This window comes from Mameliella sp. LZ-28 (assembly GCF_012274245.1).
Lineage (GTDB): Bacteria > Pseudomonadota > Alphaproteobacteria > Rhodobacterales > Rhodobacteraceae > Antarctobacter > Antarctobacter albus.
On record NZ_JAANYX010000036.1, the window covers coordinates 267,903 to 289,969 of the forward strand.

General features: G+C 65.3%; 17 protein-coding genes. 7 read left to right on the plus strand and 10 right to left on the minus strand.

Translation table 11 applies throughout. The features are described 5' to 3' along the window. Window positions 1–300 precede the first annotated feature (300 nt). Genes G9Q80_RS25225 through G9Q80_RS25240 form a run of 4 tightly spaced genes read left to right on the plus strand, consistent with a single transcriptional unit; the run spans window position 301 to window position 8,214 of the window. A complete protein-coding gene (locus tag G9Q80_RS25225) occupies window positions 301–2,589 on the plus strand; it encodes an ABC transporter ATP-binding protein/permease (protein WP_069208953.1) in 2,289 nt (762 codons plus the stop codon). Between the two features lie 9 nt (window positions 2,590–2,598). After that, the gene (locus G9Q80_RS25230; RefSeq protein ID WP_088715368.1) at window positions 2,599–3,567 is read left to right on the plus strand and encodes a hypothetical protein; all 969 of its coding nucleotides are present in this window, start codon (window positions 2,599–2,601) and stop codon (window positions 3,565–3,567) included. Further along, on the plus strand, window positions 3,564–5,741 hold the full coding sequence (locus G9Q80_RS25235) for a hypothetical protein (RefSeq protein WP_088715367.1): 2,178 nt from the start codon (window positions 3,564–3,566) through the stop codon (window positions 5,739–5,741). The genes G9Q80_RS25230 and G9Q80_RS25235 overlap by 4 nt, the downstream gene beginning before the upstream one ends. Further along, entirely contained in the window at window positions 5,731–8,214 is a 2,484-nt protein-coding gene (locus G9Q80_RS25240; RefSeq protein WP_088715366.1) for a vWA domain-containing protein, read from the plus strand. Before G9Q80_RS25235 ends, G9Q80_RS25240 begins: the two co-directional genes overlap by 11 nt. A gap of 65 nt (window positions 8,215–8,279) precedes the next feature. Here G9Q80_RS25240 and G9Q80_RS25245 read toward each other — a convergent pair whose 3' ends face one another. From G9Q80_RS25245 to G9Q80_RS25270, 6 genes are read right to left on the minus strand one after another with little or no spacing between them, the layout of a single operon-like run. After that, window positions 8,280–9,509, minus strand: coding sequence for a four-carbon acid sugar kinase family protein (locus tag G9Q80_RS25245; RefSeq protein WP_232788218.1), 1,230 nt, complete (start codon window positions 9,507–9,509; stop codon window positions 8,280–8,282). Beyond that, window positions 9,509–10,768, minus strand: coding sequence for a RuBisCO large subunit C-terminal-like domain-containing protein (locus tag G9Q80_RS25250; RefSeq protein WP_088715364.1), 1,260 nt, complete (start codon window positions 10,766–10,768; stop codon window positions 9,509–9,511). The genes G9Q80_RS25245 and G9Q80_RS25250 overlap by 1 nt, the downstream gene beginning before the upstream one ends. Continuing rightward, a complete protein-coding gene (locus tag G9Q80_RS25255) occupies window positions 10,768–11,307 on the minus strand; it encodes a VOC family protein (protein ID WP_074621786.1) in 540 nt (179 codons plus the stop codon). The genes G9Q80_RS25250 and G9Q80_RS25255 overlap by 1 nt, the downstream gene beginning before the upstream one ends. 8 nt (window positions 11,308–11,315) lie before the next feature. After that, window positions 11,316–12,593: a TRAP transporter large permease gene (locus G9Q80_RS25260; protein WP_043138436.1), complete on the minus strand. Its 1,278-nt coding sequence runs from the start codon at window positions 12,591–12,593 to the stop codon at window positions 11,316–11,318. Next, window positions 12,590–13,123, minus strand: coding sequence for a TRAP transporter small permease (locus tag G9Q80_RS25265; RefSeq protein ID WP_088715363.1), 534 nt, complete (start codon window positions 13,121–13,123; stop codon window positions 12,590–12,592). Before G9Q80_RS25265 ends, G9Q80_RS25260 begins: the two co-directional genes overlap by 4 nt. Beyond that, the gene (locus G9Q80_RS25270; protein WP_043138442.1) at window positions 13,123–14,136 is read right to left on the minus strand and encodes a TRAP transporter substrate-binding protein; all 1,014 of its coding nucleotides are present in this window, start codon (window positions 14,134–14,136) and stop codon (window positions 13,123–13,125) included. Before G9Q80_RS25270 ends, G9Q80_RS25265 begins: the two co-directional genes overlap by 1 nt. An 18-nt stretch (window positions 14,137–14,154) precedes the next feature. On the opposite strand from G9Q80_RS25270, the gene G9Q80_RS25275 reads away from it, so the two are divergent. Both G9Q80_RS25275 and G9Q80_RS25280 read left to right on the plus strand, forming a co-directional pair. After that, window positions 14,155–14,301, plus strand: coding sequence for a hypothetical protein (locus G9Q80_RS25275; protein WP_157903833.1), 147 nt, complete (start codon window positions 14,155–14,157; stop codon window positions 14,299–14,301). Further along, window positions 14,298–15,311 carry a LacI family DNA-binding transcriptional regulator gene (locus G9Q80_RS25280; RefSeq protein WP_088715362.1) on the plus strand — a complete coding sequence of 338 codons (1,014 nt, stop codon included), beginning with the start codon at window positions 14,298–14,300 and terminating at the stop codon, window positions 15,309–15,311. The genes G9Q80_RS25275 and G9Q80_RS25280 overlap by 4 nt, the downstream gene beginning before the upstream one ends. Window positions 15,312–15,317: 6 nt before the next feature. Here G9Q80_RS25280 and G9Q80_RS25285 read toward each other — a convergent pair whose 3' ends face one another. Further along, entirely contained in the window at window positions 15,318–15,959 is a 642-nt protein-coding gene (locus tag G9Q80_RS25285; RefSeq protein ID WP_088715361.1) for a TetR/AcrR family transcriptional regulator, read from the minus strand. Between the two features lie 116 nt (window positions 15,960–16,075). On the opposite strand from G9Q80_RS25285, the gene G9Q80_RS25290 reads away from it, so the two are divergent. Then, entirely contained in the window at window positions 16,076–18,121 is a 2,046-nt protein-coding gene (locus G9Q80_RS25290; RefSeq protein ID WP_088715360.1) for an NADH:flavin oxidoreductase, read from the plus strand. Window positions 18,122–18,211: 90 nt separating this feature from the next. Here G9Q80_RS25290 and G9Q80_RS25295 read toward each other — a convergent pair whose 3' ends face one another. The 3 genes from G9Q80_RS25295 to G9Q80_RS25305 are packed head-to-tail and all read right to left on the minus strand — an operon-like array spanning window position 18,212 to window position 22,066. Further along, window positions 18,212–18,766 carry a sarcosine oxidase subunit gamma gene (locus G9Q80_RS25295; protein WP_088715359.1) on the minus strand — a complete coding sequence of 185 codons (555 nt, stop codon included), beginning with the start codon at window positions 18,764–18,766 and terminating at the stop codon, window positions 18,212–18,214. A 10-nt stretch (window positions 18,767–18,776) separates the two neighbouring features. Next, a complete protein-coding gene (locus G9Q80_RS25300; RefSeq protein ID WP_088715358.1) occupies window positions 18,777–21,767 on the minus strand; it encodes a sarcosine oxidase subunit alpha in 2,991 nt (996 codons plus the stop codon). Further along, window positions 21,764–22,066: a sarcosine oxidase subunit delta gene (locus tag G9Q80_RS25305; RefSeq protein ID WP_069208938.1), complete on the minus strand. Its 303-nt coding sequence runs from the start codon at window positions 22,064–22,066 to the stop codon at window positions 21,764–21,766. The genes G9Q80_RS25300 and G9Q80_RS25305 overlap by 4 nt, the downstream gene beginning before the upstream one ends. Window position 22,067 lies beyond the last annotated feature (1 nt).

Consider the following 22,067-nt stretch of genomic DNA (forward strand, 5'->3'; position numbering starts at 1 on the left):
CCGATCAGGGACCCGGAACCCTGGGTCCGTTAACCATGATCCACTTTCACCTTTTCCTGACTTGCTGGCGACAAATGGACCGGCTTGGCCCTCAAGAACCGCGACCCGGGCGCGACAAACCCTGCGCAAGCGACTGTCCCACGGAATATTTTCCCGCCACATCTCCAACAGGCCTGAGATGGAAGACCTGCCGCAAAGCAGCGCAAGGCGGTCAGGAATCCCGTTGCTCTTTGGATTGGCCAGACCTAATTTGCCTACTGTTTGATGTAATACATAAACGCATGGCGACCGGAGGCGATTTTGACAGCGGGTGACGATTGGGTCTTGAAAGCCGAGCGGCTTGGCTGTGTCTATGCCGACAATGGCTCTGGAAACCAACCGTCCAGCGGTGTCTATGCCGACAAGTTCACCCTGCCCCGCGGCCAGGTGACCGCCATCATCGGTGAGTCCGGGTCCGGCAAGTCGACCCTGCTCAGCATCCTGGCCGGACTGCGCAAGCCCAACCGCCTCAACGACCAGAGCCGACTGCTGTACCGGGGCAAGGACGGGCGTGTCTGGGACCAGCTGCGCGAGAACCGGCCGCCCCCGGGCGAGATCGCCTTCGTTTTCCAGGAAGCGCAGCTGATCAAGGCGATCCCCGCCCGCGCCAATGCCAAGATGGCGGGCCATATCTCGAACAAGGGCAATGCCGGGGAACTGGCCCGCGACCTGGCCCAGGACTTCGAATTGGGACCGCAGTGGGACAAGCTGTCGGAAACGCTTTCTGGCGGTCAGGCCCAGCGCATCGCCATCATCCGCGCGCTCTGTGTCGAGCCGAACCTGATCGTCTGCGACGAGCCGACCAGCAGCCTCGACAAGACCATGAGCCAGAACGTCATCGAGGCGCTGCGCTGGTGGACCCATGAAACCGGCTGCGCGGTGCTCTGGGTGACGCATGAGCTGGACCTGGCAGCACATTACGCGGACCGGGTGGCACTGGTCTCGTCTGGCCGGGTCTATTGTGATGCGGAAACCGGCCAGCCCTGGACGCTGGACGCGCCCTACGAGGAACGCCTGGACATCCTGCATGACCTGATCGAACAGGGCCGCAAGCAGCCCGCCCTGACGGTCGAGGCGCTCGACCGGATGATCGACCGTCCGGGCGATGCGGCACCGGACGAGATGGAGCTGGCGCGGGCGCCCCGCTGGCGCCCCGGCTCTCTGCGGTCCTACGGCTTTGTCGTGAACTGCGCTGTCGACGAGGTGTCGCTGGGGATGCGCCGGGCCGTCGCCGCCGGGTCAAACCGGATCTGGGCGCATCTGCGCGGTCTCTACCAGGCGATGACGCGCTCCTTGACCCTGATCCTCTTTCTGGGGCTGACGGTCTTTTACTTCGTGGCGCTTGGCCGCAACGTGACAGAGGCCGCGTTGAACGCGCAACTGTCGCAACCCAGCATGTCGCATTTCACCATGCGCACGGTCTACAACGGCGGGCAAACGCTGGACATCGCCTCTCTGGGGGTGCTGGACAAGACGTTGTTCGATGCCGCCCCCATCGCCACCGAGGCCAGCGACAAAGCGCGCCGCGTCTTTGGCCGCCGCGTCCACGAACAGCAGTACCTCTGGTTCCCCGATGAATCCAAGGACGGCACCTGCAACACGCGCCCCCTGGACGGGATCGAACCCTATATCCGCACCATGCAGGTCTTTGACGCGCGCGAACCGCTGTTCGAGGATCTTTCCTTTCCGGCCTGGAACGGGGTGGAGGCCGACCCCGAATGGCGCACCAGGCCCGGCATCCTTGCGACGCAGGGGTTCATGGAAACATTCCGGATCGAAGCCGGTCAGGAGATCTGCCTGGAACTGTTCAATCGCACCATCGGCCTGCCGGTTCTGGGCGTGGCCGAGGAATTCCCCGGCGGCGGGGAACGCAAGTACCCGTTGGCGGTGACCGAACTGGTCTATCATGACCTTTTCCTGGAGGCCCCGCCGGACAATTTCGTGCAGAACGGCAAGATCACCCTGCCCACCTACCGCGAGGCGGCGGTCTATTTCGACAAGACCAGCTTTGAAAACGTGGTCTGCAAGTTTCCCGACATGCCCGAGTGTACGCCGGATGAAACGCCAGTCCTGTTCGGGTTCAAGCTGGACCAGGACATCCTGAACCAGGTGCGGGGGATGCTGCGGGCAATGGACGGGGCCAGTGTGTCCTTCGCTGTGCTGTCCTGGACCTTTGCCGCCACCATCGTGATCTCGACCGCGCTGGCCACCGCCGCCTTTGTCCAGCGCAACGAAAAGTCGATCGCGGTGATGAAGGCCTTTGGCTACACCGTTGCCCACATGGCGATGATGATCCAGACGCAGATTGCCGTGTTGCTGTGCCTTGCGATCTTCTGGTTCCTGGGGCTGCACTGGATCTTTCAGACCTACGCGGCGCCCTATGCCGCCAATGCCTTTGACCTGCCGGTGGAATGGCTGGCGATGAAACAGGGGCTTTTCTGGCGCGCATTCATCGCGGTTTTCCTGCTATCACTCTTGGTAACCGTCGTCGTTATCGGGACATGGTGGCGAAAGAACCGCTACTTGAGTGAAACGCTACAAACGATCTGAGGGAAAGCATTGGGTAGAATATCCACCGTCCTGGCCGCCACGGCGTCCGTCCTTTGCCTGACGGCCACCGCCGGATACCCGGAGTCCCATGAAGCCGCCGGGCCGGATGTCTCGGAAGAGGTACAGGGCCGCCTGGTCACGCCGGACGGAACACCGGACGCCGATGATCCCGCCGCCGCCCCGGCAACCGAGGACGCCGATCCGCCCGCCGCGCCAGACGAAGGCGCGGGGCCGGCGGATGCCCCTCCCGATCCGGCACCGGTTCCCGATCCGCCCCCCGAGGCGCCGGAGCCGCCGGCGGCAGACAGCGGTATCGATGTCGACCTGCTGATGGACACGCTGCTGTCCGCGCTGGAGGACATGCAGGAGCTTCGCCCAAGGATCGACGCGCTGGAAGGACAGGTCGCGGCGCATGAAAAGCTGCTCCGCCAGGTCTGCACCAACGAAGGCTACGAGGCCGATCCGCCCGATTGCCTGCACCTGCACCCGGATCCGCCGGACCTTGACCCGCTGCAGGCCCAGATCGACGAGCTGAACCGCACCATCCTCACCTTGCAGGGCGAACTTGCCGAGCTGCGCGCACGTCCTGCCGCGCCGACGGCGGAACCTCCGGTGATTGCCGAAGATCCGGACCCCGCGCCGACGCCACGCGAAGACACCGGCCCGGTTGTGGCCGAAGGTGATCCCTTTGTCCTGCGCCAGACGCCGGATGGCCTGCCCCTGTTCCCGGCCCAACGGGAATTCGGGTTGGACCAGGGACCGCTGGCCGCCATGATCCCCGACCTGCCGGATGCCGCCATGTGCCAGGAGGCCGGGCAATGGCTGGTCGACAGCGCGGCCAACCGGATTGCCGATGCATTTTACGTCACCAGGGAGGGCGAAATCGCCATGTGCAAGCTGGTCGGAGACCAATGGTCGGTCGTCTCTGCCGGCCGCCTGGACAAAGCCCACATCGTCGTTGAGGGAGGAAAGCAATGATACGTCACAGGCTTTTCACGAGTCTCCTGCTGGCCACCATATCCGCCGCCGCCCCCGCCCTTGCCGAGACCTGCCTTGAGGACCTGCGCATCATGCGCGATCAGCCCGACCGCCTGCTGGGCGGTCCGGCAGGGCTGGCCTCCAAGGTGCGTGACCAGATGATTGCGCGGAACGCGATCCCGCTGGCGCGGTCCAACGAGGCACTGGAAAAGGTCAAATGGGCGGGCGGTGAAAGACGCACCGTCGCCACGGACGACCCGCATTGCCTGGTCACTGAGGGGCTCGTGCTGGACTACCCTTTGCCCGGCCGCGACGCCAATTCAGAGGGTTTCCTGCGCTTTCCCTTGCGCCTCATCGCCTACAACGACGTCCCGATGCCCGAGGACGCGGGCGATCTGCCGGGCGTCGGACTGCAATTCTACAAGCCGGTCACTGACACGACAGAACCGAATTTCGGCCTGGCCATTCGCCAGTTCTGGCCCAACCTTGACGGCAAGGAGTCGAACCCCGCCGGGTCCGGGGAGTTTACGAGCGAAAGGCTTGCCAAGTATTATCGCATCATCGCCCGTGACGCCGACGACCTGTCACAGGGGGTCATTATGCTGCTGTGCATCAACGATTGCGCCGCGGACCTTGCGGACCTGCCGGAAGCGGTGGACGCGCCCCTGGTCGTCACGCCGCCAAAACCGGTCGAACCGGACGCACCGGTGACGGTTCAGACCGCGAAACCGGACGAAGACCCGGCACCCGATCCAGCGCCTGTCGACCGCCCCGAGGTGACGGCCACGCCCCTGCCCCCGGCGGAACCGGGCATCCCCTATTCCAAGCTCTGGGCCAGCAGCCTCCTGGATCTGGTCGAGCCGGTCTTCCTCTTCGAGGGGCAGGAAGTCACTGTCCCGCCCTACCAGATCGCCTGCAGGGACGCGGCGCCGGCCTGGGACGCCAACCTGGCGCGGCTGGCCACCCAGCTTTATGGCCCCGAATGCCTGCAGTTCGACGAGGAATACGAAGCGGCGTCCGCCCGCCTGGTCGAGGCCAGCGTCACCACCGAACGCCTGGTCGTGAACGTCGCGCTGGCCCGCAAGCGGTCGGCCTTCCTCAAGCGCCTGGTCGTCGGGTTCGAGATCCCCGAGACGCTCTACCTCGACTGCACGCTCAGCGTTCGTTTCGCCGAAACCCCGGGAACGGATGCCGATCCGGTCTTTGCCGGCAAATCGACCCGGCTCTTTACCGGGCGTGACATTTCGGCCGGCTGGTTCCTGCGAGAGCAGGAAGTTCAGGCACTGTTCCCCGACAAGGCCCGGCTGGACGAGATCGCGATCGAGATCACCGCGCCGCAGGATGCCGACAACCAGGCCTGCCGCCTGGCCGAACCCGTGATCCTGTCGCTGCGCGACGCGGACAGCGACCCGCGTGTCTCGATCGACCTGGATGGCGTGGTGACGATTTCCGAGGTCCGGCTGCTGCCCAATGCCGCCACCGAGTATTTCTTTCTGAACACCTACCTGGGCGCCTCTCTGGTGGGCACCGCCGAACAGGGCGAAGGTGTCTATGCCTTCACCAACCAAAGGAGCGACCTGCTGCATTACCTGGCAGCATATGTCGATTTCGCCGTCGAGGATGCGCTGGAAGAGAGCCGTTCGGCCGAGTTCGTCTTTTTCGCGCCCGACGAAAACGGCCTGCACCGCGAGGTCGCCCGCCTGACACCGCTGGAGATGCGGCAGAAACCCGACTGGCTGCGCGAGCTACTGGGGCGTTTTGCCCGGGTCGAACCGAACGCGGATTATGCCGATGTTCGCGTCACCGCCGTTCTGGACGAGTTGCGCGCGGCGGGCGCCCTGTCCGCGGATGTCCCGACGGGCGTTCACGTCGTGGGCCGCACCGGCTTTTCCGACCGCAACGACTATTGCGATCCCTCCGCCTTTCTGGGCTACGAGGGGTCCACGGTCAGCATCGTCGAGTTCGCCTCCGGCAACTATTTCCCCGACCTTGCCAGCAGCCTCGGCGAGGAAAACACCGTGCGGGACGCCGACGTGCGCACCCTGCGGTGCCGTGACCAGCTGAACAGGCATATCATCATCTTTCCCGACAGCGTGTTCATCAGACCGACACCGGATGAGCTCTCCGTCAGCTTCGAGGGCCTCAAAGGAGGAAACGCGACCCATGCGGACTAAGACCGACCAATGGCGCCGGGTGATCGGTGTCGCCGGTTTCACGGCCACACTGACGCTTGCGTCCCTGGCCCATGCCCAGGGGACGCCGCCGCAGGATTTCTACATCGAAGAGGGTCTTTGCAGCATCCAGCAGCTGGATTCGCTGCCCGACCCGCAGGGCACGGGTGGCGCGGTGCTGACCGTGGCCGACACCCAGATCTTCCAGACGCGCGGCGGCAACCCGATCCCGACGCCGACCAAGGTGCCGCCTCTGACGCGGCTGACATGCCATTTCGAAGCCGGCGACAAGGTGCTGGTGTCCAGCACCGGCGAAACCCCCTACTGCGGCTGGATCGACGGTGACGACGTGCTGGCCGGCAAGATGTCCGCGACCCTGCGGACCATCGTCGGGGGCGAATACTGCGGTGACATCCTGCCGATGCGGGTGTCGGAATTCTGTTCGCGGCTCAAGGACATGGGCGAGGAAACCGCCGAGTGCAAGGACGCCTCGATCGCGCGGTCGGTCTTTGACGCCAAGTTCATCGTCGACAACACCGGCCTGTCCGGGGATGCCAGCGTCCGCGATCTCAGCCCGGTGGAAATCCCCGTCTACGCCCTGCCAGATGACCGCGAACGCTCGGGCACGATCAACATCTTCAACGTGCTGCTGATCCGCGAGATCGCGCGGGGCCCGGATGGCCAGCTGCGCTATCTGCTGCTTTCGGGCGAACAGCCCATCGGCTGGGTGGACGCGCAGGCGGGACAGGTCTGGTATTCGCGCCTGACCACCTTCTTCAAGACCGGCGGCGACGGACAGGTGCTGTCGGACTTTCCGCACAGCCCCTACGCCAAGCCCATCGCCGGCGTCCCGGGCAATCTGGACCGCGTCGCCACCGAGGGACCGGAGTTCCAGCGATACCCGGTCTTGCAGGACAACCGGCAGGCCAGCTCGGACAACAACAACTTCCTGCCCAACCTGCGGGTCGCCTTCATCGGGGCCTATTGCGACAGCGGCGGTGCGGGCGTCTGTTCCCGGATCGACGACACGCCCCCGCCCGAGGTCTTTGACGCGCTGAACAAGACCGACGTGCTGTTCCTGATCGACGGCACCAAGTCCATGCGCAGCTATTTCGACATCGTGTCGCGCGCGGTGCGCGGGCTGGCACGTGACTATGTGGGCAATGCCTCGTTCCGCTTTGGCGTGGCGATGTACGGTGACTACCTGTCGCCTTCGGCCACCCGGCTGCGCGATCCGATGCAGTTCCGCTATCCCATCGCCCTGCAACCCATCCTGCGCGGCGACGAGTTCGCGGAACTCAGCGGCGTCGATCTCTACATCGAGGATGCGCTCAAGGACAAACCCGAGGCTTCGAATGCAGCCTTGCTGCGCGCTGCCGAGGAAACGGACTGGCGCAGCGATGCGCCCAAGTGGATCATCCACATCGCCGACCATGGCGACCGCCAGCCCCCCAGCCCCGAGTTGATCGAGGCCCTGCAAGAGGCCAATATCTTCTACGCGCCGATCCCGGTGCGCGGCGAGGCCGTTCTGGCGGCCAGCCAAGCCTTCCTGCAGCATTCCAACGCGATCCGGAACCAACACGTCTCGCCCTCGGGCAAGGCGCTGTCGGTCGAGGTGAAAAAGACCTATACCACCGGCGCCAAGGACGAGATCGCCGAGTTCGAGGCCATCGGCCTGGCCATTCGCGGCGCACTCCTCTACGGCGAACAGCTGCGGCAGGAAGCCATCCGGCGCGCCTACAACCAGACACCAAGCACTGGAACCGCGGACCGCAGCGCGGCCTTTCCGGCCGGCTACTCCGAGGTGCTGGAAGCCGGTTACGAAATCTTCCTGAAGGATTTCGAACGGTCCATCGGCACCAATGACATCACCCAGCGCACCATCGCCGCGGTCGGATATGTCCAGACAGCGCCGGTGGAAGAGGAGGAAGAGGACTGGAGCTATTATGCCTCGCTGCCTCTGGGAGTCGCGGTCAAGCTGTCGGGCGCGCTCAACACCGCTTGCCGGGGCTTCGGCGACGGCGGATCGGGCGAATTGGTCTCGCAGGCCGCGGTAGAGATGCTGTCCGTCCTGACCGGCGACCCGATCCAGGAGGGCCAGGACTTCGAGGATTATTTCCGAAACCGGGGCAGCCTGCCACTGGCGACGCGCACCCTGTTCCGCGCCGACGATCTGCGGCAGATGAACCTGGACATCCTGAACCAGAGCAAGCCGCGCCAGATCGACGCCCACCGGCGCGAACTGTGCCGCAGCGCGGTCCTCGTCAGCCGCATGGTCAATGGCGGCCGACTCGACCAGCCTTATGAGTTCGACGAGAACGGCAACCGGGGCGATCTTGTCTGGCGGCGCGACCAGGGGTCCTATACCTTCCGCAACCTGCGGGAATATGACTGGATCTACACCGACAAGTTCGGGCGCAAGGTCTATTTCATGCCGCTGGAATTCCTGCCCCAGTACCGCAAGGTCACGGACTGACGATGCCTTGACGGCGGCCCCCCATCACCGGGAGGGCCGCCGTACGATTGCAGACCGGCATGGGGTCAGGCCAATTGCCCGGCCGCGACCCCTGCGAAGCGATCGAACAGATCGGGCTGCCCCATCTGCCCCCCCTTCAACATGATCCGCATTCCGTCACGGCGCGCGTCCTGGTGGCTGGCGACGCAGATGCAGACACCTGCGCCCATCGCCCGGTCATAGGCCAGGGCGTCCAGACCGAGGCGTGCACAGATGCGGCTGGATGTATCGCCCCCCGCAAGTCCAAGGCAGGCCACCGGGCAGCGATCCAGCAATTGCGCGACGAAACCCGCCGAGGCATCGGCCAGCCCGCCCGGCGAGAGCCCGTAGTCGGCCCCCTGTTCCAGATGCACCAGCAATGGCGCCCCGGCCTCAAGAAGGCCGGCGGCCTGCACCAGGGCAGAGCCATCGCGCAGGGCACCGGGGGTCAAGGCCAGGCGTGTTCCGGAAAACTGTTCGACTTGGGCACGGGTGTTGGCGGATCGGCTGCCTGCGAACATCAAAACGCCCCCCGACGGCGCGGCCGGCAGTGCCGATGGCGGCGTGGATCGCTCACTGGACCCGGCAAGGATCTCGGCCACGGAACTGGCGCCGATCAGCAGTTGGCGGCCCCCGGCCTGCCGCAGCGCCCGCGCGATGGCAAGCCCGTCCGCTTCGCTGGCCAGGTCAAAGAGCACGGGACCAGCCTGCAAGGTTTCGACCACCGCTTCCGTCTCATCCAGTTGCGTGAAGGGCACCAGGGTCAGCCCCTCCAAATCCTGTGCCACCAGGTGACGGCGCAGATCGGCTTCTCCCATCGGCGTTACCGGGTGGTGGGCCATGACGGGGTGGCGATCGATCCGGTGCACATTGCCGTCGGGACCGCGCGCAAAAAGATGCCCGAAGAGGCAATAGCGCCCAAGGCTGGGCTGACCGCCGATCACCGCGACGACATCGGGCTGGAACCGGTCGATCAAGGCCCCCGTGACCGCGCCGATGGATCCGACGGCGGGCGCGGAATCGAAGGTCGAGCAAACCTTGAAATGCAGGACTTGCGGGGAGGCTGCTGCAATCGCGGGCCAGAGGCGGTCAAGCTCTGCGAGGGCGCGTTCCGGCGCCAGCGAGCGCAGGTCGGTCGGCAGGCCAAGTGCATCCAGATCCCCCGGCGCTGCCTCGGGGCGCAGCACCAAACATGACGTCAGCCCGAAGCGAGCATATGTGGCCAGGCTGTCCGAAGCGCCGGTGAAATCGTCCCCCAGGAAGACGAGGCCCGCCATCAGCGCGCCCCGAAGAACCGGAAGGCAGCAGCCAGCGCCGGCCGGCTCTGCGCCGCCTGTTCCAGGTCCTCACCGGCAGACAGGGCCTCCCACGCCTCGCGCAGCGAGCCGATGCCCTGGGCCGGTCCATCCGGGTGGGCCAGGATGCCGCCGCCACACATGAATATGAAATCCGGGCCCTGCGCCGCCACATAGGCCGAAGGCATGGTTCCCGCCCATTGGCCCGAGGAAAAGGCCGGCATGACCCGGTCATCGGCGCCGTCGGTCAGCGGGGCAAGACAGGCACGCGCGGCCTCTGTCACCTCGTCGGCATGGTCTACGAACTTGCCGCCGATGCCGTGGACATGCATGTGATCGACCCCCGCCAGCCGGTAAAGTGACTGGTAGGCGGGGAACCCCATGCCCAACAGCGGGTGGCGGCTCATCGCGCCGAACCCGTTGCGGTGGCCGTGGATCGCCAGCGGCGTCGCCGCGCGCAGGCTTTCCATCCCCGCCAGGCCGCACCAGTTGAGGCTGGCCATGACGCAGGTGCCGCCTTCTGCCGCCACAAGATCGGCGTGGCGGCGCATGGCGTCACTCTCGTCGGTGATGTTGAAGGCCATCATGACGTTGTGGCCCTTGTCCTTCCACTTGCGTAGCACCTTCATCACCGCCGGAACGCGGGTTGCCAGCGGCGCCACGTCGGGATTGGCGCAGACCTCGTCATCCTTGATGAAATCGACCCCCGCCGCGCAAAGACGGTCGACCAGCGCGGCGATGTCGTCGGAGGTCATGCCGACATTGGGCTTGATGATCGTGCCGAAGAGAGGCCGGTCGGTCACACCCAGCGTTTCGCGCGTACCCGCAATACCCTGCGCGGGCATCGGATAGCGGGAACGGTAATCCGCGGGCAGCTCCACCGACAGCAGTTTCAGGCCGGTGATCTCGCCGATGTCGTAGAGATTGCCAGAGACCGTGGCCGCCAGCGTCGGCAGGTTGCGCCCGATATTGCCGGGCGGAAATGCGATGCGGACGCGGGCGCGGGTGAAAGGCCCTGCCTTTCCCTTGCGCTCGACATAGGCCGAGGTCAGAGCCGGGCTGTCCACCTGCCCAAGCACCTCGACCGACAGGACCTGCGCGGCAGCGCGCGCGCGCAACTCGTCTGTTTCGCCCGCGACGCGCACGAAAGTGCCGGAAGACTGCTCGCCCGCCATCATGGCGGCGACCTCTTCGACCGGAAAGGGCGTTTCCAGCAGGTATTCCGCGACGATCAGGTCCATCACAACGCCGACAGGTCCGGGAAGGGTCGCACGGGATCAGATCCGTCCCAATCGACCGAGGCCGCCCGGATCATGTCGAACATCTTGCCCTTGGGCCCCAGCACTTCGGACAGTTCGATGCAGGTGCCGGGGTGATGTTCCTCGGCGAAATAGCAGAAGCGCCCGTTCTGGCCGACGCAGCCGGACATCTTGACGGTAAAGCCACGGTCCAGCATCCGGGCCAGATCGGCATCATAGTCGGTCGTCCAGAAGGCGACGTGTTGCAGACCGCGCAGCCCCTTTTCACGAAAATCGCGATACATCGAGGGCACATCGTTGCGGCACTGGATCAGTTCAACCTGCATCGGGCCGGAGTTGGCCAGGGCAACGGAGTTTTCCGGCTGATAGCTTTGCCCGTCGTAATGGTAGTCCTCGATCGGGACGCGCGGGTTGTAGAACCAGGGGCCCACGCCCATGACCTCTGACCAGTGCTTCATGCCGGCCTCGATATCGTCGACGACATAGCCAAGCTGTCGGATCGGGCCCAAAAGGGTGCTCATGTCGAACCTCAGTTCATCAGTGTTTCGGGGAGCCAGGTGGACAGCGCCGGCACGGCAGAGACCACCAGGAGCGAGAGAAGAAGCGGGATGAAGAAGGGCAGCACCCCGGCAATCACGCGGTTGATCGGCATCTTGGTGATGATGGTGATCATGTAGAGGCTCATGCCCACCGGCGGCGTCAGCAGACCTATCATCAGGTTCAGGACAAAGACGATCCCCAGCTGCAGCGGATCCACCCCGGCAGCGGTCAGCGCGGGCGCCACGATGGGCGCGATGATCAGGATGGCGGCGATGCTTTCCAGCACCATGCCGACGATCAGCAGAAAGACGTTGACGATCAGCAGCAGCACCAGCGGGTTTTCCGACAGGCCCAACAGAAAGCCCGAGACCTTCATTGGCACCTGGTCCAGCGTCAGCACCCAGGCGAACAATGCCGCCGTGGCCACGACAAACAGGATGTTGGCCGTGGATTCGACGGTTTCGCGCAGGGCCGCGCCCATCTTGCGCAGGGTGAGCGAGCGATAGACGACGATCCCGATCAGCGTGGCATAGGCGACGGTGACGCCCGCGACCTCTGTCGGGCCGAACCATCCGCTCATCAGCCCGCCGATCAGCAGGACCGGTGCCAGCAGCGCGGGAATGGAGATCACCGCCTTGCGCGCAATCGCCTTGGGCTCGGCCCGGACGGTGTCGCGCGGCAGGCCTTTGACCCGGGCGATGATCGCGATCTGCGCCATCAAGAGGCCCGTCAGCAACAGCGCCGGAATGATCCCCGCCAGCAGCAGTTTCACCGCCGAGACATTGGCGACCGAGGCATAGATGATGATCGGGATCGAGGGCGGAAAGATCGGTCCGATGGTGGCGGCGGCGACGGTGACACCGGCGGCAAATTCCTCGCGGTAGCCCTGCGCCTTCATCTGGTTGATCTGGATTGCGCCAAGCGCGCCGATGTCGGCTAGGGCCGCGCCGGAAATGCCCGAGAAGATCAGCGAGACAAAGACGCTGACCTGCGCGACGGCGCCCCGAATACGGCCAAAGATCATCCGCACGAGGTCAAAGAGATGCGTCGTCACCCCGGTCGCGTTCAGCAGGTTGGCGGCAAGGATGAAGAGCGGCACCGCCAGCAGGGGCGAGCTGTCCAGCGCGTTCAGGCTGCGCTGCGACAGGACCGCAACTGGCAGGCCCTGCATCACGATCACGACGGCCGAGGACAGGCCCAGGCAAACCGCGATCGGCGCGCCGACGGCCAGCAGCGCGAGGAAAAGAGCGACAAGGATAAGGCTCATGTGGGTAGTCCGCTATCGTCCCTGGGATCATGGTAGGGCTCGGTGGGGGCGTGGCCGGTCAGGGTGCGGGCAACACGGTGCAGCGCGACGGCAAAGAGGAACAGGCTGCCGGTCAACGCGAGGCTGTAGTAGACCCAGTTGGGCACGCGCATCGCGGGGGTCAGGAACTTGCCCGCGCGTGGCAGGAACTCGGCAAAGCTCCAGAGCATCAGCGCAGCGAAAGCCAGCGTGGCGATGTCCCCGATCAGGTGCATGACCTTGCGCGCCGCCGGGGGCGAGGCATCAGGCAGCATCGAGACCGAAACCAGCACATGCCGCCCGGCGAGGCAGGGCACGGAAAGAAACACCAGCCCGATGCCGGAAAACCGCGCCAGTTCATCCGCCCAGGGCAGGCCCAGGTCGTAGAAGTTGCGCGCGGCCACCTGCGTCACGACCAGAGCGGCCATCAACACCAGCAGGCCCATGCCCAGGACAACACCGAAACGGGCGAGCCGCGCGAGGATCGCGCGGCCCGGTTCGCTATGCGGCATCAGGCGACCGCCGCAATCTTGGAGTAGAGGTCGCCGTATTCGGCACCAAAGCGTTCGTCGACCAGCTTGCTGACCGAGGCGCGGAAGGCGTCCAGCTGCAGACCGTCCTCGGCGCCGATCACGGTCATGCCCAGGTCGCGCAGCTTTTGCGTCTCGGCTTCCTCGTTGTCGAGGATGGCCTTGGTCGCCTTCTGGCGCGTCTGCTCCGAGGCTTCGCGCACCGCATCCTTCTGCTTGGCGTCGAGACCTTGCCAGGCGTCCTCGTTCATCACGACAACCTCGGCGTTGGACATATGGCCGGTCAGCATCAGGTGTGACTGCACCTCGTAGAGCTTGACGTTCAGCACCACGTTGACCGGGTTTTCCTGCCCCTGCACGACGCCGGTGGCCAGCGCGGTCGGCACCTCGGACCAGTCGACCGGCACGGCCACGGCGCCCATGCCCTCGACCGCGGTGGTGTAGATCGGGAAGGGCACGGCGCGGATCTTGGTCCCGGCCAGGTCTTCGGGCGACATGACCGCCTTGTTGCAGGTCAGGTTCCGGCGGCCGAAGTAATGGGCATAGATCACGCGCACGTTGGCGGCGGCGATCAGGCCCTCGTTCAGCTCCTGCATGACCGGGCTTTCGACATCCGTCACCTTCATCAGGTGATCGACGTCACGGTACAGGTACGGCGTGTCCAGCGCCGCGAAGGGCTGGTAGAGCGAGCCCAGCGCGCCGGCGGTGTTGTGCGAAAAGGCGATGGTGCCCAGCGACACGGCCTCGGCCAGTTCCTGCAGCTTGCCCAGCTGGCTGTTGGGGAAGACCTGCACGTTGATGTCGCCACCCGACGTCTGGCCCAGCGCCTCGGCGAACCAGTCGGCCTGGGCGCCCGCGACAGAGGCGACCTCGTTGTTGTGACCATAGCGCAGGGTCGTGGCGGCAAGACCGGGACGCGCCAGAAAGGGTGCGGCCAGGGCGCCGGCGCCGGTGGCCAGCAGGGTACGGCGGGTCAATCCTTGAGACTTCAGCATCGGGTCTCCTCCCAGATTATGATGCGTTTTGATGTTTCATCATGCCTTGGCTTGGCCCCAATTCATGATTTCAACAGCCTTGACCAAGGTTATGGTTTTGAGCCACGCTTCGTCAAAGGAAATGAAATGACGGTTTTTGAGGTCCGTCAAAAGAGCGCAGAATGACGGACAGCACGAAACCACAACTTTCCGATATTGCCGCACGCGCAGGCGTTTCGCTGGCCACGGTCGACCGGGTCATCAACCGACGCAAGGGTGTCAAGGAACGCACGCGCGGGCGGGTCCTGGAAATAGCCCGCGAGATCGGGTTCCTCTCGACCGAGGACGTTGAACGCTATGGCACGGAACGCCCCCTGAACATGGTCATGCTGCTGCCTGCGGGGTCGAACCCCTACCTGCGCCTGCTGGGTGAACGGGTAAAGGCGCGGATCGGTCGGACAGGTATCAACGACCCGTTCCTGCGCTGTTTCTTTATTGAAAGTTTCGATGCCACCGCACTGGCCGAGGCGCTGCGCAAAAATGCTGCCTGGGCCGATGCCATCGCCTTTTTCGCCATCGAACATCCCGAGGTGCGCGAAGCCGCGCTGGAAGTGGCCGCAGGCGGCACCCGGCTGGTCACCATCGTTTCGGACCTGGGAACTCTGCCGGATGTCGCCCACGTCGGGTTGGACAATCGTGCCGTCGGGCGGACGGCAGGGTTGTTGATCGGGCGGCTGGCGCATTCGGATACCGGGGCCGTGGCGCTGGTTGCCGGATCGCGCCACTACCGCGCCCATTCGGAACGCGAGGCCGGCTTTCTCAGCATCCAGGAAGAAATGTTCCCGCACCTGCGCGTGATCGGCATGCGAGAGGGGCACGATGACGCGGGCGAGAACTATCGTCATACGCTGGCCCTGCTGGACCAGGCGCCGGATCTTGTCGGCATCTACAACGTGGGCGGATCATCCAACGGGATCAGCCGCGCCCTGCGCGAGCGCGACAGGACGACTGTCACCTTCATCGGTCACGGCCTCACCCCGGACACGCGCCGTGCCCTGCTGGAGGGCAGCATGGACGCCGTCTTCGACCAGGACCCGGACCTGTTGATCGAGGCCGCGATCCGGGCGCTGTCGCAGCCCGAACCGCGCCCACGCCCCCTGCGGCTTGAAATCTACTTCCGCGAGAACCTGCCCTGACACCACCTACCCTGCCAGGTCGGCACCGCCATGCCGCGCCTCGAAACGCGCCAGGTCGCGCGCATCTGGGGCCTGCCCGGTAAAGGTCTTCACGTAGTTGGGGATCCGCGCCAGGCGCAGGCCGACATCTTCCTGCACCTGCATCGAGATATAGCCGATCTGCACCAGGTACATCGTGCGCGCCCGCACGTCGGCTTCATCCGGATCAAAGCCGAACCGCTCGAACATCGCCCGGATGGCCGAAAGGCGCAGCTCGTCCGTGGAATTCACCTTGGCGGCGATGGCGTCGGACTGGTGCGCCCAGCCCCGCACCGCCAGGTCCAGCCGGGGTTCGAACCCGCCCCCGGGCAGGAACACCCCGATCACCGAAAGCACAGCCTCGGTGATGGTCTCGGCAAAGCCCTCGGTCGCCTGGACAAGGCATCGGGTGTTGATCTCTTCCCAATCGTCCAGCAGCGCCTGCAGCAGGGCCTCCCGGTCGTCGAAGAACCAGTAGAAACTGGTTCGCGACAGGCCAAGCCTGCTGGCCAGCGGCTGGATCTTCACCGCGTCGATGCCTGAAGCGATGAAGGCTTCGCGCGCCGCGTCGAGCCAAAGCTCTCGCGAACCCCGCCACCCTTTCGGTTTTTCGTCCGTATCCTGCGTCATGACGGATCTTCTAGCAGCAGGACCGAGCTGCCACAAGAAACTCGACATACATGAACACAAACTTGACATAAGTGAACATTCGGGGCATCGCTGGCCTGTCAACACGCGGAGGCCCCATGTCCAACGATCCTCTTCTGCAGCCCTACCAGCTCAAGCACCTGACGCTGCGCAACCGCATCATGACCACCAGCCACGAACCGGCCTACCCCGAGGACGGGATGCCCAAGGAGCGCTACGCCGCCTATCACGCGGAACGGGCGAAAGCGGGCGTGGCGCTGACGATGACGGCCGGTTCGGCCGCCGTGTCCAAGGACAGCCCCCCTGTCTTCAACAATATCCTCGCCTACAAGGACGAGGTCGTGCCGTGGATCCGCAACCTGACCGATGCCTGCCACGAACACGGCAGCGCGGTGATGATCCAGCTGACGCACCTAGGCCGCCGCACCGCCTGGAACAAGGGCGACTGGCTGCCCTCGGTTTCGTCTTCGAAACACCGCGAGCCGGCACACCGGGCGTTCCCGAAACTGGCCGAGGACTGGGACATCGAGCGCATCATCACGGATTTCGCCGATGCCACCGAACGGATGCAGGCCGGCGGCATGGACGGGGTCGAGCTGCAGGTCTATGGCCACCTGCTCGACCAGTTCTGGTCTCCGCTCACGAATGATCTTGATGGCCCCTATGGCGGCCGGACACTCGAGTCCCGGATGCAATTGCTGAACGACGTTCTGGACGGCATTCGCAAACGGGTGGGCACCGAGTTCATCGTTGGCCTGCGCTATACCGCAGACGAGGCCGAAACAGGCGGCATCACCCCCGAAGAGGGGATCGAGATTTCGAAACGCCTCGCTGCCGGGGGAAAGGTCGATTTCCTGAACGTCATTCGCGGCCGGATCCATACCGATCCCGCCATGACGGACGTGATCCCGGTGCAGGGCATGAAGAACGCGCCGCACCTGGATTTTGCCGGCGCGGTCAAGAAGGCGACGGGCATGCCCACCTTCCACGCCGCCAAGATCCCCGACGCGGCCACCGCCCGCCACGCCGTTGCGGCGGGCCTGCTGGACATGGTCGGCATGACCCGCGCCCACATGGCCGACCCGCATGTGGTCAGGAAGATCATCGAGGGGCGCGAGGATGACATTCGTCCCTGCGTCGGCGCCACCTATTGCCTCGACAGGATCTACGCCGCGGGTGAGGCACTGTGCATCCACAACGCCGCCACCGGGCGCGAGCTGACCATGCCGCATACGATCCTTGCGGCCGCCAGCCGCAAGAAGGTGGTGATCGTCGGCGCAGGCCCCGCCGGACTGGAGGCCGCGCGCGTCGCCGCCGAACGCGGCCATGACGTGACGGTGTTCGAGGCGCAGCCCGACCCCGGCGGCCAGGTCCGCCTGACCGCGCAGAACCCGCGACGACGCGAGATGATCTCGATCATCGACTGGCGCATGGCGCAATGTGCCGCGCGTGATGTCGAGTTCCGTTTCAACACCTGGGCCGAGGTCGAGGACGTGACCGCGCTCGACCCCGACGTGGTGATCGTCGCCACCGGCGGCATGCCCAACACCGAACTCTTCGAGAGCGGCAAGGAGCAGGACCTGGTCGTCACCGCATGGGACATCATCGCAGGCGACGTGAAACCCGGCCAGAACGTGCTGATCTACGACGAAAGCGGCGATCACCCCGGCCTCATGGCCGCCGAGGTCGCGGCAAACGCCGGCGCCACGGTCGAGGTGATGACCCCGGACCGGACCTTTGCGCCGGACATCATGGCGATGAACCTGGTGCCCTACATGCGTGCGTTGCAGGACAAGGACGTGACCTTTACCGTCACCCGCCGCCTGCTGGACGTGGCCCGTGACGGCAATGAGTTGAAGGCAGTGATCGGGACAGACTACAGCGATCTCAAGACCGAGAAACGCTATGATCAGGTGGTGGTGAACTATGGCACGCTGCCGATGGATGACCTGTATTTCGACCTGAAACCGCTGTCGTCGAACGGCGGGGCCGTCGACTACGACGCGCTGATCGGCGGCCAACAGCAGACCGTGACACGCGGCCCGGCGGAGGGGTTCCAACTGTTCCGCATCGGAGATGCCGTCAGCGCCCGCAATACCCATGCGGCGATCTATGACGCGCTGCGACTGGTCAAGGACATCTGAAACCGGCGAGGGTCACGCAGGTATCCCATGAAAAGAAGGGCGGCCCCGCGGCCGCCCTTTCCTGTTTCCCGGCACGCTGGTTGGCGCGGCTCAGGCCGCTTCGGCGGCCAGCTCTGCCACGCCGGTCTCCAGCAAGTGCAGCAGGTGTGGCGCAAAGCTGTGCCAGACGTCCATGCGAAACGCGGTTTCGCCATCGCGCCAGAGCAGGACCGTCACGCCGTCGAAGTTGATCCGGCGCCCCTCGCCCACGGCGATGCTGTCGGGGTTGCGCGGCATGCCCAGCGTCAGAAGATCCACGGCACGGGGACCGTCCAGCACGAAGGTGACCTCGCGCCCCGACACGTCGACCAGGCTGTGCGGCAGCGTGCCATAGACCTCGTCACAGGCCGCCTGCATACCCGCCGCCAGCGTCTCTGGCGCCTGCAGCATCCATTCGTCGGGACCAAGGCACAGCGCCTGGGACTCACCCGACTGCGCGCGCTGGCCGATCCGCATGGGCAGCGTCAAGCCCAGCGCCGCGTTGAGCGGCGCAAGATCACCGCGCGCCCGCAGGGACAGCCGTGCACATGGTGCGGCAAGGCTGACCCGCGCTACCGCGCTTTCCGCGAGGACCGAGGGGGTGAAAGAGGAAATCGGTGCGTTCATGACAGGCTCCTCAGATCTTCAGACGGGCGTTTTCGGGATCGACGAAGATCGTCGAGGTGATCTTTGCCGCGATGGTGCGGTCGGGCATCGGGATATGGACGGTCTCGCCCATCTTGTCGTGTCCGCCCTCGACCAGCGCCAGGGCGATGGGCCGGCCTACAGCGTCCGAGTGATAGGAGGAGGTCACATGCCCCACCATCTTCATCGGCACCGGCTGGTTCGGGTCAAAGACGATCTGTGCGCCTTCCTCCAGCCTGGACTGATCATCGGTCAGCAGGCCGACAAGCTGCTTGCGCCCGGGCGCGACAAGGTCAGGCCGTGCCAGCCCGCGCATGCCGACGAAGTCGGGCTTGTTCTTGCCCACGGCCCAACCCATGCCCGCGTCATAGGGCGTGACGGTGCCATCGGTATCCTGGCCGACGATGATATAGCCCTTTTCGGCTCGCAGGACGTGCATGGTTTCCGTGCCATAGGCGCAGATGTCGTATTGCTGGCCGGCCTCCCAGAGGGTCTCCCACAGCTTGCGGCCCATCGGTGCGGGCACGTTGACCTCGAACCCGATTTCGCCGGTAAAGCTGATGCGGAACAGCCGCGCGGGCATGCCCGCAACGGTGCATTCCACGCAGGACATGTGCGGGAAGGTCTCATCCGTCAGCTCCACGCCCTCGACCAGCCCGCCAAGCAGCTTGGCGGCGTTGGGGCCGTTCAGCGCGACGGTCGACCATTGCTCGGTGGTGGAGGTCAGCCAGACGTTCAGGTCGGGCCATTCCGTCTGGAGATAGTCCTCCATCATGTTCAGCACGCGCGCGGCACCGCCGGTGGTGGTGGTAACGTGGAAGCAGTCATCGGACAGGCGACCGATAACACCGTCATCGCGGATGAAGCCATCATCGCCGCAGAGCAGGCCATAGCGGCAGCGACCCGGCGCCAGCTTGGTCCAGGGGTTGGTGTACATGCGGTTCATGAACTCGACCGCATCCGGTCCCTTGACCTCGATCTTGCCCAGCGTGGAGGCGTCGAAGATCCCCAAAGACTTGCGCGTGGCGACGCATTCGCGGCGCACGGCAGCGTCCATGTCCTCGCCCGCCTTGGGGAAGTACCAGGCGCGACGCCACTGGCCGACCGGCTCAAAGACCGCTCCGTTTTCCTCGGCCCAGCCGTCGATCTGGGTCTTGCGAGTCACCTCGAAGTGTTCGCCCCGGTGGTAACCCGCGAAGGCGCCGAAGGAGGTCGGAGTATAGGGCGGACGGAAGGTGGTCAGGCCCACCTGCGGCTGCTTCTTGCCCAAGGCGTCGGCGGCGATGTTCAACCCGTTGATGTTGGACATCTTGCCCTGGTCGGTCGCCATGCCGTTGGTGGTGTAACGCTTGACGTGCTCGATCGAACGCATCCCTTCGCGCACGGCCAAACGCAGGTCCTTGGCAGTCACGTCGTTCTGGTAGTCGACAAAGGCCTTGGCCTTGCCCGGGCTGCGGTCGGTCGGCAGCTCCTTGTGCGTGGTGCCGGTGCCGGGGCGGTCCGCCTCGACAGCATAGGCTATCGTCGCAGGCGCCTTGCCCAGCGCCGCGGCCACCTCACGCCCCTTCTCGGCACCGTCGTTCAAAACGGCCTCGATCCCCCAGAGACCACGGCTCGCGCCTGCGATGACGCAATCCTCGGGCGTGTCCTTGGGCAGAAAGGTGGTCAGGTCGTCGTCCCAGATGAGCGAGCCCTTGGTGTGCGAGAACAGGTGCAGCGAGGGGGTCCAGCCGCCGGACATAAGCACCGCGTCGCAGGCGATGGTATAGCCATCGCCGACGGTGCCGCCCTTGACCGGGTTCACCCGCAGGGAATTGACCCGCAGGCGCCCTGTCGTGCCGGTGGCCGTATGCGCCAGCTTGACCTTGATGCCACGGTCCTGTGCGGCGGCCAGCAGATCCTCGCGGACGGTGTCGCGCGTATCGACTATGGCCTGAACACGGGCGCCGGCATCGGCGAGATCAAAAGCCGCGTACCAGGCAGAATCATGCGCAGTCAGGACAACCGGCTTCTTGCCCACCAGGACGCCGTAGCGGTTCAGGTAGGTCTGTGCCGATCCAGCCAGCATGACGCCGGGACGGTCGTTGCCGTGGAAGACCAGCGGCTTTTCCAGCGCGCCCTGCGCCAGCACGACCTGACCGGCCCGCACCCGCCACATGCGTTCGCGCGGCGTGTCGGCGGGCAGCTCCGGCAAGTGGTCGGTCAGCTTCTCGACCATGCCGATCATGTTCTGGTGGTAATAGCCGATGGCGGTGGTGCGGGTCATGATCCGGACGCCAAGGCCCTTCAGTGCCTCGACTTCCGCCGCCAGCCAGTCCCAGGCCGGTTTGCCGTCGATCTGTGCCTGCGGCTCGGACAACAGCGTGCCGCCTGCCTCCGGGTTCTCATCGACCAGGACGACTTTCAGCCCGTCCACGGCTGCCGCGCGGGCGGCGGCAAGCCCAGAGGGACCGGCGCCGACGATCAGCACGTCGCAATGCAGGTAGCGCGAGGCGTAGGTGTCCGGGTCTTCCTCGGTCGGGGAGACGCCCAGGCCGGCAGCGGCGCGGATGAAGGGCTCATAGACCTTGTGCCAGAAATTCTTGGGCCACATGAAGGTCTTGTAGTAGAAGCCCGCAGAGAACAGCATGTAGGCGGCATCGTTGACCGCGCCGATGTCCCATTTCAGGCTCGGGTACTTGTTCTGCGAGGTCGTCTCCAGCCCCTGCCAGATTTCCTGCACGGTGGCGCGGGTGTTCGGCTCGAACCGGCCCTTGCCGCGGCGGGTGCCGATCAGGGCGTTGGGCTCTTCCGATCCGGCGGCAACGGCGCCGCGCGGGCGGTGATACTTGAACGACCGGCCCATCAGGTGCACGCCATTCGCCAGCAGCGCTGAGGCGACGGTGTCGCCCTGCGCGCCCTTGTAGGACTTGCCGTCAAAGGTGAAAGTGACGGGCCGACCGGTGTCGACGCGGCCCTTGCCCGCTACGCGAAACTGGCTCATTTCAGGCCCTCCGTCAGGCTGGAGAGGTCGGGGCGCGGGGCGCCCGCCTTGTAGGTGGTCAGGAACTTGTCCGAAACGGTGTCGCGCACAGCGTTGAAGAACCGCCCGCACCCGTGGAAATGCCGCCAGCGTTCATAGTGCGGCCCTTTGGGGTTGGCGCGGATGAACAGGAACTCCTCCCACTGGTCGTCGGTCTGGCCAGAGGGGTTTTCGGGGCGGATGACATGCGCCTGGCCGGCATAGGTGAACTCGGCCTCGGGCAGCGTCTCTTCGCAATAGGGGCAATGGATCAGAAGCATC